The organism is Mycobacterium sp. D16Q13, assembly GCF_002013375.1.
GTDB lineage: Bacteria > Actinomycetota > Actinomycetes > Mycobacteriales > Mycobacteriaceae > Mycobacterium.
Window position 1 is genome coordinate 52,473 of the sequence record NZ_MAEW01000003.1, and the last position, 13,633, is coordinate 66,105.

Sequence of the window (13,633 nt, forward strand, 5' to 3'; positions counted from 1 at the left end):
TCGCCCGGTCACAGGAGGCACTATGGCACCCTCGTCACCCAGTCTTGCCCAGCAGCTGCTGCGCCGCCGTCCCACGTCCGGGGCGCCCACCGCGCACGGCGCCGGCGGGCATCTGCGGCAGTCGATGGGAACGTTCCAACTGACCATGATCGGCGTCGGTGCCACGGTGGGCACCGGCATCTTCTTCATCTTGGCCGAATCCGTGCCCAAGGCGGGCCCTGCGGTGATGGTCTCGTTCTTGGTCGCCGGTCTCGCCGCGGGGCTCGCCGCGCTCTGTTACGCCGAGTTGGCCTCCGCGGTACCGGTATCGGGTTCCTCGTTCTCCTACGCGTACACCACCTTGGGCGAGCTGGCCGCGATGGTGGTGGCAGCCTGCCTGCTGCTGGAGTACGGCGTGTCGGCGGCCGCGGTAGCGGTGGGCTGGAGCCAGTATCTCGACAAGCTCCTGGTCAACGTCTTCGGAACACACCTGCCACACGCGATCAGCGCCGCCCCCTGGGATAACGCCGATCCAGGGATGCCGCATGCCTGGCTCAACCTGCCCGCAGTGGTCCTCATCGTCATGTGCGCAATCCTTCTCATCCGCGGGACGAGTGAGTCGGCACTGGTGAACACGGTCATGGTGCTGCTCAAACTTGCCGTGCTGACGGTGTTCGCGATCATCGCGTTCACCGCGTTTCAGGCGGGTAACTTCGCCGACTTCGCGCCGTTCGGCGTCAGCGGCATCGGCGCCGCGGCAGGGACGATCTTCTTCACCTACGTCGGGCTGGACACCGTGTCCACCGCGGGCGAGGAAGTGAAGGACCCACAGCGGACCATGCCACGGGCGCTCATCGCCGCACTCCTGATTGTCACCGCCTTCTACCTCATGGTGGCCCTTGCCGCGTTGGGCGCGCAGCCGTGGAGGGAGTTCGAGGGACAGTCGGCGGGCCTGGCGCTAATTCTGGATAAGGTCACCGGAAGCACCTCTGCCAGTACGTTCCTCGCGTTGGGCGCGGTCATTTCGATCTTCTCGATCACCCTGGTGTCGATGTACGGTCAGACCCGTATTCTGTTCGCCATCGGCCGCGACGGCCTGCTGCCCTCGGTCTTCGCGCAGGTCAACCCCCGCACGCTCACGCCGGTGAACAACACGATCATCGTCGCGATCGTCGTGGGCCTCATGGCCGCATTCGTCCCCTTGAACAGCCTCGCGAACATGGTGTCGATCGGCACACTCACGGCATTCATCGTGGTCTCGATTGGCGTCATCATCCTGCGGGTGCGGGAACCCGATCTGCCGCGCGCCTTCCGTGTTCCCGGCTACCCGGTCACACCCGTCCTATCCGTCATCGCCTGCGGCTACATTCTGTTCAGCCTGCCCTGGGTCACCTGGATCGCCTTCGGATCCTGGGTTGTCGTGGTGCTGGCGTTCTACCTGGCGTGGGGCCGGCACCACAGCGCGCTGAACGACTTACCCAGCGACCCAGCCGAATTGATTGAGGAGCCGGTGCGATGAGCCGCTTGCGCGAAGAGCGTCAGATATGACCGTCGTCGTCGGATATCTCTCGGGCAAGGGCGGTAAGGGCGCGCTGCATCTGGCTGTCGAATCTGCCCGCGTCCTGGAGACCTCGCTGACTGTCACCACGGTGGTGCCCAAGCCGTGGACCACACTGTCGAAGGCCAAGATCGACGCCGAGTACGCCCAATGGGCCCAGAAGCTCTCCGAAGACTCAAAGTCCGAAGCCGCCGCGTATCTCGAAAAGATCAGCGCCGGAATAGATGTCTCGTTCCACAACGTGGCGCATCGCTCAGTGTCCGGCGGGCTGCTGGAAGCCGTCGAGGCATCTGACGCGGATGTGCTCGTCGTTGGCTCTGCCTCGGAGGGAAGCCTCGGTCAGGTGGTATTGGGCTCGACCGGTGACCGGCTGTTGCACTCCTCCCCTGTCCCGCTGGCCATCAGCCCCCGCGGCTATCGGGGCTCGAAGGCAGGCACGGTCAGCCGGGTCACCTGCGGGTACCCCGGCACGGAGGATGCGGTCGACGTTGTGCAACAAGCGGTTCGACTGACCGAGCGCCTCCACGCACCAATGCGCGTGGTCACCTTCGCGGTGCGCGGCCGCACGATGCTGACCGCCGGTGTTGGCCCCGAGGCCGAGGACGCGGTGCTCGCCAGCTGGGTCACCCAGTCCGAGGAGGCCCTGGCCGCGCTGCGCCACGAGGGAATCCTCGAACCCGGCGTGGAGCTGAAGGTCGTCACCGGCGACAGCTGGGATGACGCGTTGGACAACGCCGAATGGCTCGACGGCGAGCTACTGGTGCTCGGCAGCCGCCCACACAGCACCGTCGCCCGCGTCTTCCTCGGCTCACGCGCAACCAAGATCGTCAGGCACAGCCCGGTCCCCGTCGTCGTGATGCCGGGCTAATACGTCAGGTGCCCCTTGTCCACCGGCACCTGCGCGCCAGCTAGCGTGCCCGACGCATCGCCCGCCAACCACAGCACCACGTCTGAGATCTCGTCCGGCTCAAGCATCTTGGTGGGTGACAACGGCATTGGAGCAATGCTCGGCAGGTAGTTGGGGTGCTCGGCGAGCAGCTTCATCATCGCGTCGCCGGTGATCATCGGGGTGGTCACCCCATACGGATGGATCGAGTTGACCCGGATCCCGTATTCGGCGAGTTCGATCGTCAAGGACTTGGTGAGTCCGGTCAGGCCGAATTTCGAGGCAACGTAGGCGCCGTTACCCGGGGTGCCCTTGAGCCCGGACACCGAGCTCACGATCACGATCGAACCACCGTTACCGGCCGTGATCATCGTCGGTACAACGGCTTTCACTGTCTTCCAGGTACCGGTGAGATTGGTATCGATGATGTCTTCCCATTGCTGGTCGGGCATCTCCCACAACCGGCCCCAGCTGAGCACTCCCGCATTGGCAATCAAGATGTCGATGTGCCCGAACTGGGCGACAGCCTCCTCGACTACGCTCTGCAGCGCCGCACCGTTGCGGACATCTGCCTGCTCGGCGATGATCTTGCGCCCGGCGGCCTCGACGAGTCGCGCGGTCTCCTTGAGGTCTTCAGGGGTGGCGGCGTCATACCCCGCGTACTCCGACACGGGGGCACAGGCGTCAATCGCGACAATGTCGGCGCCGGCCTGGGCCAGCCGCACGGCGTGCTGGCGTCCCTGGCCACGAGCCGCACCGGTTACGAACGCCACTTTTCCGGACAAGGTCTGATGGGCCGGCTGATCCGCCATGTCTGCTCCTTTGCAATCGACACCAGGCTAGCAGCCGTTCTAGAACGTGTTCCAGATTGAGGACCGCTCAGCGGGCGGGAAAGAAGCGGACCTAGAGGTCGCCGAGGATCTCCGCGCGTTTGGTGTTGTACTCCGTCTCGGATACCAGCGATGCGCGCTTCAACCGATCGAGCTCGGCAAGTCGGTCGGCCACCGATCCCGTAGGCGCAGGGTCGGCAGAGGGGGCCCGCTCGGCGCCCTCCGTCTTACGCAGGATTGCGTCGATCTGTTGGCGGACAACCGGGTTGGAGCGGATGTCCACCACGCCGTCGGTGCCTATGCCGTTGGCCTTGAGAACCTTCATGATCTCGAAGAGCGGGCCGGCCTGCCCAGTGAGGTCATACTCGCGCCCTTGCGACGAGCTGGTGAACTTGGCCGGCACCTGACCGTTGAGCAAAGCACTGCGCTGCCAGTCGATCTGAAACTGCTCAGTACCTGGCGCGACGAGCACGACGAGCTTGCCGCGCGAGAGAGCCGGCACCTGCAGCACCGACACCCGCGTTCTCGTCTCGGCACGGAACGGACTGATCCCGTCTCCGTGTATCTGCAGCGTCAGCTTGATCACCGGCTGATCATTGACCCTCATCCCCGTCTCGTTGGCCGCCACCACATCGGCAAGCGCCAGAATGCCGTTGGCCTCCAACAGCTTGCGTGCCTCATCGGTCCTGGTGAATAGCAATGTCAACACGAAGGCCAACACCACGATCCCGATAGTGATACCGACGCCGCTGTACAGCATCCAACTCGTCGCGGGTTCGTCGATCACGTAATACATCACGATGAATATCGGCCCGACAATCCCGCAGAGCAGCGAGAAGGCCAGGATTTTCAGAAAGCGTGCGACCACGTTCATGGCGCTCATCATCCTCCACCCGCGCGGCATCTTGTGTGGGATCTGAGCAGGCCCTAATATTGGCAATAGATGTTGCCAACGATGCCGACATCGCCGGACAGGAGGCGCTCGCCATGCCCAAGCTCACAGCCGCCGATCGCTTGTCAGCGCGTGATCCCCACCCGCACGACTACTACTACCGGCCGGGCATGGACCTACGCCCAATCCCCGAGGGCAAGAACGAATTCGGCTGGATCTGGCGCCACTGCCGACACACATTGTTCGACAATTGGTTCGACGTCGAAGACAACGTCACCCCGACGCCGCTGACTCGCTTATTCGATGACCACATGTGGCAGGGCGACGAGCTGATGGATGCCGTGGTGACCCTGTTCGACCGGATGGGCTCCTCACAAGCCCGCGCATTGTTCGAACAGGCCATCACCGAAGGTATCGATTCCCTGGATGACCCGCCCGACGAACTGCGTGCACTTCTGGAGGATGCGTATCGGGTTCCGGAATGGTGGGACCCGGCCAAAGCGGAGCGCGGAAGAGTTCGCCTGAACCAGATGGGGGCACCCACCGTGCTTCTGATGACCTCGTTCGGGGTCTTCGACACCGTCATGAACTCCGACGTGTCGGCCACCACCGGCGCCTCCGGCCGGTTCCGGGACCAAGGCCAACAACGGCTCCTTGAGACCGCGCGCTTTTTCGCGGCTCTGCGCGACCGCGATGCCATGCGACCCGGATCGCCTCAGATACAGATGACGCTCCGCGTGCGCCTCGTACATTCATTGGCCCGCAAGGGGCTTCGCGCCGCATGGGGAACAGAGAACTTCTCCGACTATGGCGTGCCCATCTCCAACTCATCGATGTGCGGATTCATCGAAGCCGAATCACTGGGACAGATGCTCATTGAGCATCGGTTCGGCCGGCCCTGCACCCTCGAAGAGTTGGATGACGCCTGGCATTACATGACGCGATGGGCACTGCTTTTCGGCATTAGCGAGGAACTGTGCCCCAAGACCGGGACCGACGCCATGCGCAATCTCGACTACCTGCTGGCGCGCTCCGGCGATGCCTCGCGCTGGCGCGTTGAACTCGTCGAGGTGCTCTCGGCGCTCCCCTCGGCGGTTATTGCCCCGCTCCCCATAGCGCGCCTGCGCAAGTTACTCAGCGACCTGATGTTTGTGGCGGGCATTGGCGCACCTGGCTGGGTCTTGATGGGGCCCCAGGCGATGGACGAATTCGTGCGCGGCACAAGCTATGAACGGCTCCCCCGGCAGCTCCCTGGTGTGGCGCTGCAGGCCGCGATGTCGATGAGCGCGCGAGCGGCGGCGATCCGCGACAGAGTGCCCGGCACACGATTAGCACGCAGGATTGTCTACGGGACCCTGCTCCCCAACCCCAGCGCGGTGCTCAATCCAGCGTTCGGCATTCTCGAGAAGCTCAACAAGGTCAGCTCCACGTACACGATGCACGACACCAACACCTCCGGGCACGCCTTCGCGCGGTAGGCGAAATCTCAGCACTTGTAAGCCTCCGCCATGCGACCTAATATTGACAATGCACGTTGTCAATGATGTCGACGTCAACATCTCAGGAGGCGCCCGGATGCCCAAGCTCACCGTGGTCGACAAACCACCGCCAGGCGATCCGCACCCGTACGACTACCACTTCCGCCCGGGAATGGACCTACGTCCAATTCCGGAGGGTAAGAACGAATTCGGCTGGATCTGGCGCCACTGCCGGCATTACTTGTTCGACCCTTGGTTCGATGTCGAGGACGAGGTAACCCCCACGCCGGCGACCCGCTTGTTTGACGATCACATGTGGCAGGGCGACGAGCCGATGGACGCCGTGGTCGAGCTGTTTCAGGAGCTCGGGTCCGCTCAGGCCCGGGCACTGTTCGAACAGGCCGTCGAGCACGGCATCGACAGCCTGGACGACCCTCCCGAGGCGCTGCGGGCATTGTTCGCGGATGCCTACCGCGTGCCGCAGTGGTGGGATCCGGCCAAAGCGGAACGAGGCCGGTTGCGGGCACGCCAGGTGACCACGGCGACCACCGCGGTCATGGCGACCTTCGCGGTGTTCGACACCGTCATGAACTCGGACGTATCGGCTGCCACCGGAGCCACCGGCCGGTTCCGCTATCAGAGCGCCCAACGGCTGGCCGAGACAAACCGGTTCTTCTCCATGATCTTCGACCGCGACGGGTTGGTACCCGGCTCCGAACAGATCAAGCTCACCATGCGCGTTCGATTGGTGCACTCGCTGGCCCGGCGGGGTCTACGGAGCGCCTGGGGCGAAGACAACTTCGCCCAGTACGGTGCCCCCATCTCCAACGCGTCCATGTGCGGGTTCATCGAGGCCATGCTCGGAGCGCTCCTCGTTGACTATCGGCTCGGAAGATCTTGCACACTCAGGGAAATCGACGATGTGTGGCACTACTTGCTGCGCTGGGCGCTGATGTTCGGCGTCACCGAAGACCTGCTGCCACGCACGGGCATCGACGCCATGCGCAATCTCGACTACCTGCTGGCCCGTTCCGGAGATGCCTCACGCTGGCGCGTCGAGCTGATCGAAGCACTGGCCACGGGCATGTCCGGCGCGCGTACCGGACCCGTCCGGCGCCTCTTCGCGGAAGTGCTCGCCGGACCCGGCTCCATGCTGATGGGACCCGCGGCAATGGACGAATTCTTCCAGGGCACAACCTTTGACGGCATCAACCATCGGCTCTCGGGCTGGCTGTTCAGCAGGGCCGCCACGGTCAATGCCAACGCGTCCGCGGTGCTGGACCGGCTGCCCGGAATCGGCTTGGTGCGCCACCGGCTGGATGCCTTCAACCCCAATCCCAGCGCGGTGAACAATCTTTTATCCGAATTGATCGAGAAGCGCGCCAAGGTGGCCTCGACATACACGATGCACGACAACAACACCTCCGGGCACGCTTTCGCCCGCTGACCAGTTCCGCCGAGCAGGAGTCTCACGGGACGAAACCGGCCAAGGCCCTCGCCAGATCCCCGCTGGGCGAGGAGAAAACACGAAAACGGCGCCCACCCCTGAAGGGTGAGCGCCGTTTTCTTGGCGTCTTTAGATCACTTGTGGATCTTGGTCACGCGACCGGCGCCGACGGTACGGCCACCTTCACGGATCGCGAAACGCAGACCCTCGTCCATGGCCACCGGCTGGATCAGCTTGACGGAGATGTCGGTGTTGTCACCGGGCATCACCATCTCGGTGCCCTCGGGCAGAGTCACCACGCCGGTCACGTCCGTGGTACGGAAGTAGAACTGCGGGCGGTAGTTGTTGAAGAACGGCGTGTGACGGCCGCCTTCGTCCTTGGACAGGATGTAGACGCTGCCGTCGAACTCGGTGTGCGGGGTGGTGGTGCCGGGCTTGACCACAACCTGGCCACGCTCGACGTCCTCACGCTTCACACCACGGACCAGCAGACCAACGTTGTCGCCGGCCTGACCCTGATCGAGCAGCTTGCGGAACATCTCGACACCGGTGACGGTCGTCTTGGTGACGGTGTCCTTGATGCCGACGATCTCGACGTCCTCGTTCACGTTGATCACGCCACGCTCGACGCGGCCGGTCACCACGGTGCCACGACCGGTGATGGTGAACACGTCCTCAACGGGCATCAGGAACGGCTTGTCGGTCTCGCGAACCGGGTCCGGGATCGACTCGTCAACAGCGTCCATCAGATCGCCAACGGTCTTGGCCCACTCGGCGTCGCCCTCGAGCGCCTTGAGCGCGGAGACGCGAACCACGGGAGCGTTGTCACCGTCGAAGTCCTGGCTGCTCAGCAGCTCCCGGACCTCCAGCTCGACAAGCTCGAGGAGCTCCTCGTCATCCACCATGTCGGACTTGTTCAGCGCGACGAGGATGTAGGGCACACCCACCTGACGGGCGAGCAGCACGTGCTCACGCGTCTGCGGCATCGGGCCGTCGGTCGCGGCGACTACCAGGATCGCACCGTCCATCTGGGCGGCACCGGTGATCATGTTCTTGATGTAGTCGGCGTGGCCGGGGGCGTCGACGTGCGCGTAGTGACGCTTCTCGGTCTGGTACTCCACGTGAGAGATGTTGATCGTGATACCACGAGCCTTCTCTTCGGGAGCGTTGTCGATCTGGTCGAAGGCAGATGCTTCGTTCAGAGTGGGGTACTTGTCGTGCAGCACCTTGGTGATTGCCGCAGTGAGAGTGGTCTTGCCGTGGTCAACGTGACCGATGGTCCCGATGTTGACGTGCGGCTTCGTCCGCTCGAACTTCGCCTTCGCCACTGTTGTGTCCTCCTGGACTTTCTGTTGTCTCTGAGACTTTCTCAGAGACAAGGGTTTTCATTTGCCTAGCGGACTCACTCGCGCAAGTCCGAATGGGTTGTGAGCTTTCGCTACTCCCCAGTCGCCTTCGCGATGATCTCCTTCGACACGTTCGCCGGAACTTCGGCGTACGAGTCGAACACCATGGAGTAGTTAGCCCGGCCCTGGGTCTTCGACCGAAGGTCGCCGACGTAACCGAACATCTCCGACAGCGGAACCTGTGCCTTGACGACACGTGCACCGCTGCGCTCCTCCATAGCCTGGATCTGGCCACGGCGGGAGTTCAGGTCGCCGATCACGTCACCCATGTAGTCCTCGGGTGTGGTGACCTCGACAGCCATGATGGGCTCCAGGATGACCGGCTGTGCTTGTCCGGCAGCCTTTTTGAATGCCTGGGAACCCGCGATCTTGAAGGCCATTTCCGACGAGTCAACGTCGTGGTACGCGCCGTCGAGCAGCGTGACCTTGACGTTCACCAGCGGATAACCGGCCAGGATGCCGTACTGCATGGCGTCCTGCGCACCGGCATCCACCGACGGGATGTACTCGCGCGGGACACGGCCACCGGTGACCTTGTTCGCGAACTCGTAAGTGGCGCCGTCCTCGGCATCCACCAGCGGTTCGACGGAGATGATCACCTTGGCGAACTGGCCCGAGCCACCCGTCTGCTTCTTGTGGGTGAATTCGACCTTCTCCACCGCGCGGCGGATGGTCTCGCGGTAGGCCACCTGCGGCTTACCGACATTCGCCTCGACCTTGAATTCGCGGCGCATGCGGTCCACCAGGATGTCCAAGTGCAGCTCGCCCATGCCACCGATGATGGTCTGGCCGGTCTCGTCGTCCTGCTTGACCTTGAAGGTCGGGTCTTCCTCGGCGAGCTTCTGGATCGCGGTGCCCAGCTTTTCCTGGTCGCTCTTGGTCTTGGGCTCGATGGCCACCTGGATCACCGGATCCGGGAAGGTCATGGACTCCAGCACGATCTGGTTGCTCGGGTCGCAGAGGGTGTCACCGGTAGTGGTGTCCTTCAGACCGATCGCGGCGTAGATGTGGCCGGCACTCGCCGAGTCCACCGGGTTCTCCTTGTTGGAGTGCATCTGGAACAGCTTGCCCAGACGCTCCTTCTTGCCCTTGGTGGAGTTGACCACCTGGGTGCCGGAATCGACCTTGCCCGAGTACACGCGGATGTAGATCAGCTTGCCGAAGAACGGGTGGGTCGCGACCTTGAACGCCAACGCGCTGAACGGCTCGTCGGTGTTGGGCTCACGCGTGATGAGCTCGTCCTCTTTGCCGGGCACGTGGCCGGTGGTGGCACCCACGTCCAGCGGCGACGGCAGGTAGTCGATGACGGCGTCAAGCATGGGCTGTACGCCCTTGTTCTTGAACGCGCTACCGCACAGCACCGGGTAAGCCTCGGACGTGATCACGAGCTTACGAATCGCGCCCTTGATCTCGTCAATGGTCAGCTCTTCGCCGGCAAAAAACTTCTCCAGCAGCGCCTCATCGGTCTCGGCGACGGCTTCAAGCAGAGCCGCGCGGTACTCGGCTGCCTTGTCGGCCAGCTCCGCGGGGATCTCGACAACCTCGTACTGCTCGCCCATCTTGGTCTCGCCACGCCACACCTTGGCGTTCATCTCGACCAGGTCGATGATGCCCTCGAAGTCGTTCTCGGCACCGATCGGCAGCTGAATGGGCAGCGCGCGCGCACCGAGGCGATCCTCGATGGTCTTCACCGTGTAGTAGAAGTCGGCGCCCAGCTTGTCCATCTTGTTGACGAAACAGATACGCGGCACGTCATAGCGGTCGGCCTGACGCCACACCTGCTCGGACTGCGGCTCCACGCCCTCTTTGCCATCGAAAACGGCCACCGCACCGTCGAGCACACGCAGGTTGCGCTCCACCTCGACGGTGAAGTCGACGTGTCCCGGGGTGTCGATGATGTTGAGCTGGTTTTCTTTCCAGTAAGCGGTCGTCGCGGCGGACGTGATGGTGATGCCGCGCTCCTGCTCCTGCTCCATCCAGTCCATGGTGGCTGCGCCATCGTGGACTTCACCGATCTTGTACGTGATACCGGTGTAGAAGAGGATGCGCTCGGTCGTGGTGGTCTTGCCGGCATCGATGTGGGCCATGATGCCGAAGTTGCGGACCTTGTTCAGGTCGGTCAGCACTTCCTGTGCCACAGAAGTTTCCGCTCTTTCGCTTCGAATTGGGGATGGACGAACTGGGCGGGCCTCGCCGTGCGGTGAGGCCCGTCAGATCACCAGCGGTAGTGCGCGAACGCCCGGTTGGCCTCGGCCATCTTGTGAACATCTTCGCGGCGCTTCACCGAGGCACCCAAGCCATTGCTGGCGTCCAGGATCTCGTTCGCCAGACGCTCAATCATGGTCTTTTCGCGACGTGCCCGCGAGAAGCTCACCAACCAGCGCAGGGCCAGGGTGGTGGAGCGATCGGGGCGGACCTCGACCGGCACCTGGTAGGTGGCGCCACCGACACGGCGGCTGCGCACCTCAAGGGCAGGCTTGACGTTGTCCATGGCGCGCTTGAGGGTGACAACCGGATCGGTGCCAGTCTTGTCGCGGGCCTGCTCCAGTGCGCCGTACACGATGCGCTCGGCGATGGACTTCTTGCCATCGAGCAGCACCTTGTTGACCAGCTGGGTCACCAGCTGGGAGCTGTAAACCGGGTCGTTGACCAGGGGGCGCGACGGCGCGGGTCCCTTGCGTGGCATTAGCTCTTCTCCTTCTTGGCGCCGTAGCGGCTGCGAGCCTGCTTGCGGTTCTTGACTCCCTGGGTGTCCAGCGAGCCGCGGATGATCTTGTAGCGCACACCGGGGAGGTCCTTCACACGACCACCGCGCACGAGCACCATCGAGTGCTCCTGCAGGTTGTGACCCTCACCCGGGATGTAGGCGGTGACCTCCACCGCGCTGGTCAGCCGCACACGGGCCACCTTCCGCAGCGCCGAGTTCGGCTTCTTCGGGGTGGTGGTGTAGACGCGGGTGCAAACGCCACGGCGCTGCGGGCTGCCCTTGAGGGCCGCAGTCTTCACCTTGGCGATCTTGTCCCGGCGACCCTTACGGACCAGCTGGTTGATGGTTGGCATGTACCGGCTTTCTGTTTCTCTCTAGCTACTTCAAACTACGTACGTGGGGCTCTAGCGTCGCGAGCCCATCAAAAGGCCCTGTTGTCCTGCAGTTCTCGCCCATATCGGTATCCCGAGGCCGGGCGTGTCGCACACACCGCGGACGCGAAGAAAAACTCCTTCACCCTCTGGGCATGCGAATTGACCTGGCGCCCTATCTGACCCCCACCGAGTACCCCAGCGGTGGCCATTGGCCAGGCACAGCGCCCTACCATACCAGGGCTGATCACAGTGAGACAAACTCGCCTACCAGCGACAAAGCGCAGGTCATCGATAACTCACCAATGCGCGGGCAACATGCCTGACTGAGCGGCCCACTCTTCGCGCCGAGCGCTCATCGGCGAGGTCTGCTCTTCGCGCCGAGCGCTCATCGCCGCTCGGCCAGACCCGACGCAAAACGGTGCACCATCTCCGTAAACGCGATGTCGGGATCCATCTCGATGCCCGCCATGAAGCCCGTCATCTCCAGCATGACGAACCCGTGCATCGCAGCCCAGAGCTCGACGCCCGCGTGAAAGGCGGTGTCCTCGTCGAGCCCGTACACGCCGATAGCCTCGGTTGCGGGCTTGGCCAATTCACGGGCGTCGATCGTCGGGCGGTTGACATCGTCCAGGAACGGCATGCGGGTCAGCGCGGCGTATCTGCCTGGATGGTGGTGCGCATAGCTGCGATACGCACCGGCCATGGCCAAGATTGCGTCCTCGCTGCTACGACCCGAACTCACGGTGTGCAGCATGCCGACAATCTCGACCAGCACCCGACCGCGCACCTCGTGGCGCAGGTCATCGAGGCTGTCCACATGGTTATAGAGCGACGGCCCCTTCGTCCCCAGCTCGACGGCCAACGCGTTGATGGTTAGCGCGTCCCAGCCGGCCCGGTCGAGAAAAGACAGCGCGGCGTTCACGACGGTGTCCCGGTTGAGCCGTGTTGCCCGCGCAGGACTTCTGCGGTGCGCGGTTGCGGGCTCGGTCGTCACGTCTGGCCGCCTTCGGGGGTGAGTCGTTCTAGTTCAGTGCTATCTGGCGCGGCCTCCAGGGCAGATGGCCTGCTATGACCCTATCTCTCCCCGCCGTCACCTTTGTGTTTGTCAGCCTACCGAGCCTGTCGTGGCGCGCCGTGGCCTATTCTCATAACGTGATCGGGACGCTGAAATGACACACGTTCTAGTTTCTGCTGGGCGGCACTTGCTGGTCGCCGTCCTGGTAACCGGCGGCATCGTCACAGTGATGGACTCACCCGAGGGCCCTTCGCGCCTCGCCGACAACATTCGCCTGGCCAAGAACGGCGACACACACATCACCCAGTACGGGCTCGTCACCACCATCGATTGCGGCGACTCCACTGTCTTTGTGAACGGATCGCAGAACGTCATCACCGCTCTCGGCAGCTGCTACGCGATCTCGGTACAGGGGTCCTCCAACACGATCATCGCCGACAACGTGGTCAACGACATCACCGTGTACGGCTTCAACCAGAAGGTGCTCTACAAGTCCGGCGAGCCCGCGGTCATCGATCGTGGGCGCGAGCTGGGCATGATGAACTTCATCGACCGAGTCCCTGGTTGATCCCCTCCCGACACCCAAATCTCGGGATAATCGACTCCATGTCCCGCCACAGTGCTCTCCCCGCGACAGTCCTTGCCCTCGTCGTAACCGCTCTTGGACTCGCGGGCTGCGGCGTCATCAAGCCGGGTTCGAGCAATCCGACACCCGGCACCTGGACTCCCCCATCCACCTCGGCTTCCCCCGGCCCCTCCACGCCGACCTCCGCCAAGGTCGACATCGGGGACGAGACCGTGATCGGGTACTTCGGCCAGACCACGACCGCCGTATGCCAGGAGGGCAAGCGCCTGAACATCACGGGCGCCAACAACACACTCACCATCACCGGGGCCTGCGACACGGTCACCGTCTCGGGCTTCTCGAACACCATTGCGTTCGACGAGCTGAAGACCGAGGTGACGGTCACCGGCTATGGCAACAAACTCACCTATAAGGCGGGCGGGCCCAAGGTCAACAACTACGGAAGCAACAACACGATCGAGAAGGCTTCCTAGCC

General features: G+C 63.5%; 13 protein-coding genes. 6 read left to right on the top strand and 7 right to left on the bottom strand.

The features are described 5' to 3' along the window. Nucleotides 1-22 precede the first annotated feature (22 nt). Together B4400_RS02935 and B4400_RS02940 are read left to right on the top strand one after the other, a co-directional pair. Nucleotides 23-1,498 carry an APC family permease gene (locus B4400_RS02935; protein ID WP_078308497.1) on the top strand — a complete coding sequence of 492 codons (1,476 nt, stop codon included), beginning with the start codon at nucleotides 23-25 and terminating at the stop codon, nucleotides 1,496-1,498. Nucleotides 1,499-1,523: 25 nt separating this feature from the next. Next, entirely contained in the window at nucleotides 1,524-2,405 is an 882-nt protein-coding gene (locus B4400_RS02940; RefSeq protein WP_078308496.1) for a universal stress protein, read from the top strand. Here B4400_RS02940 and B4400_RS02945 read toward each other — a convergent pair. Then, nucleotides 2,402-3,235 carry a mycofactocin-coupled SDR family oxidoreductase gene (locus tag B4400_RS02945; RefSeq protein ID WP_078308495.1) on the bottom strand — a complete coding sequence of 278 codons (834 nt, stop codon included), beginning with the start codon at nucleotides 3,233-3,235 and terminating at the stop codon, nucleotides 2,402-2,404. The two genes, B4400_RS02940 and B4400_RS02945, sit on opposite strands and share 4 nt — an antisense overlap. 91 nt (nucleotides 3,236-3,326) lie before the next feature. Beyond that, nucleotides 3,327-4,127 carry a hypothetical protein gene (locus tag B4400_RS02950; RefSeq protein WP_139361236.1) on the bottom strand — a complete coding sequence of 267 codons (801 nt, stop codon included), beginning with the start codon at nucleotides 4,125-4,127 and terminating at the stop codon, nucleotides 3,327-3,329. A gap of 113 nt (nucleotides 4,128-4,240) precedes the next feature. Here B4400_RS02950 and B4400_RS02955 point away from each other — a divergent pair, with 113 nt between their 5' ends. After that, nucleotides 4,241-5,623: an oxygenase MpaB family protein gene (locus B4400_RS02955; protein WP_078308557.1), complete on the top strand. Its 1,383-nt coding sequence runs from the start codon at nucleotides 4,241-4,243 to the stop codon at nucleotides 5,621-5,623. Between the two features lie 97 nt (nucleotides 5,624-5,720). Beyond that, nucleotides 5,721-7,070, top strand: a complete 1,350-nt coding sequence (locus B4400_RS02960; RefSeq protein ID WP_078308556.1) for an oxygenase MpaB family protein — start codon at nucleotides 5,721-5,723, stop codon at nucleotides 7,068-7,070. A gap of 134 nt (nucleotides 7,071-7,204) precedes the next feature. Here B4400_RS02960 and tuf read toward each other — a convergent pair whose 3' ends face one another. The 5 genes from tuf to B4400_RS02985 all read right to left on the bottom strand — a co-directional run bounded on the left by tuf (nucleotide 7,205) and on the right by B4400_RS02985 (nucleotide 12,551). Next, nucleotides 7,205-8,398 carry an elongation factor Tu gene (gene tuf, locus B4400_RS02965; RefSeq protein ID WP_078288431.1) on the bottom strand — a complete coding sequence of 398 codons (1,194 nt, stop codon included), beginning with the start codon at nucleotides 8,396-8,398 and terminating at the stop codon, nucleotides 7,205-7,207. A 110-nt stretch (nucleotides 8,399-8,508) separates the two neighbouring features. Beyond that, complete coding sequence (gene fusA / locus B4400_RS02970) at nucleotides 8,509-10,614, bottom strand: elongation factor G (protein ID WP_078308493.1); 2,106 nt, start codon at nucleotides 10,612-10,614, stop codon at nucleotides 8,509-8,511. Between the two features lie 77 nt (nucleotides 10,615-10,691). After that, the gene (gene rpsG / locus B4400_RS02975; RefSeq protein ID WP_070938491.1) at nucleotides 10,692-11,162 is read right to left on the bottom strand and encodes a 30S ribosomal protein S7; all 471 of its coding nucleotides are present in this window, start codon (nucleotides 11,160-11,162) and stop codon (nucleotides 10,692-10,694) included. Then, nucleotides 11,162-11,536 carry a 30S ribosomal protein S12 gene (gene rpsL / locus B4400_RS02980; RefSeq protein ID WP_003929602.1) on the bottom strand — a complete coding sequence of 125 codons (375 nt, stop codon included), beginning with the start codon at nucleotides 11,534-11,536 and terminating at the stop codon, nucleotides 11,162-11,164. The genes rpsG and rpsL overlap by 1 nt, the downstream gene beginning before the upstream one ends. A 406-nt stretch (nucleotides 11,537-11,942) precedes the next feature. Then, complete coding sequence (locus B4400_RS02985; RefSeq protein WP_078308492.1) at nucleotides 11,943-12,551, bottom strand: TetR/AcrR family transcriptional regulator; 609 nt, start codon at nucleotides 12,549-12,551, stop codon at nucleotides 11,943-11,945. Nucleotides 12,552-12,759: 208 nt separating this feature from the next. Here B4400_RS02985 and B4400_RS02990 point away from each other — a divergent pair, with 208 nt between their 5' ends. Continuing rightward, on the top strand, nucleotides 12,760-13,140 hold the full coding sequence (locus tag B4400_RS02990) for a DUF3060 domain-containing protein (RefSeq protein ID WP_078308491.1): 381 nt from the start codon (nucleotides 12,760-12,762) through the stop codon (nucleotides 13,138-13,140). Between the two features lie 38 nt (nucleotides 13,141-13,178). Continuing rightward, on the top strand, nucleotides 13,179-13,631 hold the full coding sequence (locus B4400_RS02995; protein ID WP_078308490.1) for a DUF3060 domain-containing protein: 453 nt from the start codon (nucleotides 13,179-13,181) through the stop codon (nucleotides 13,629-13,631). Nucleotides 13,632-13,633: the final 2 nt, after the last annotated feature.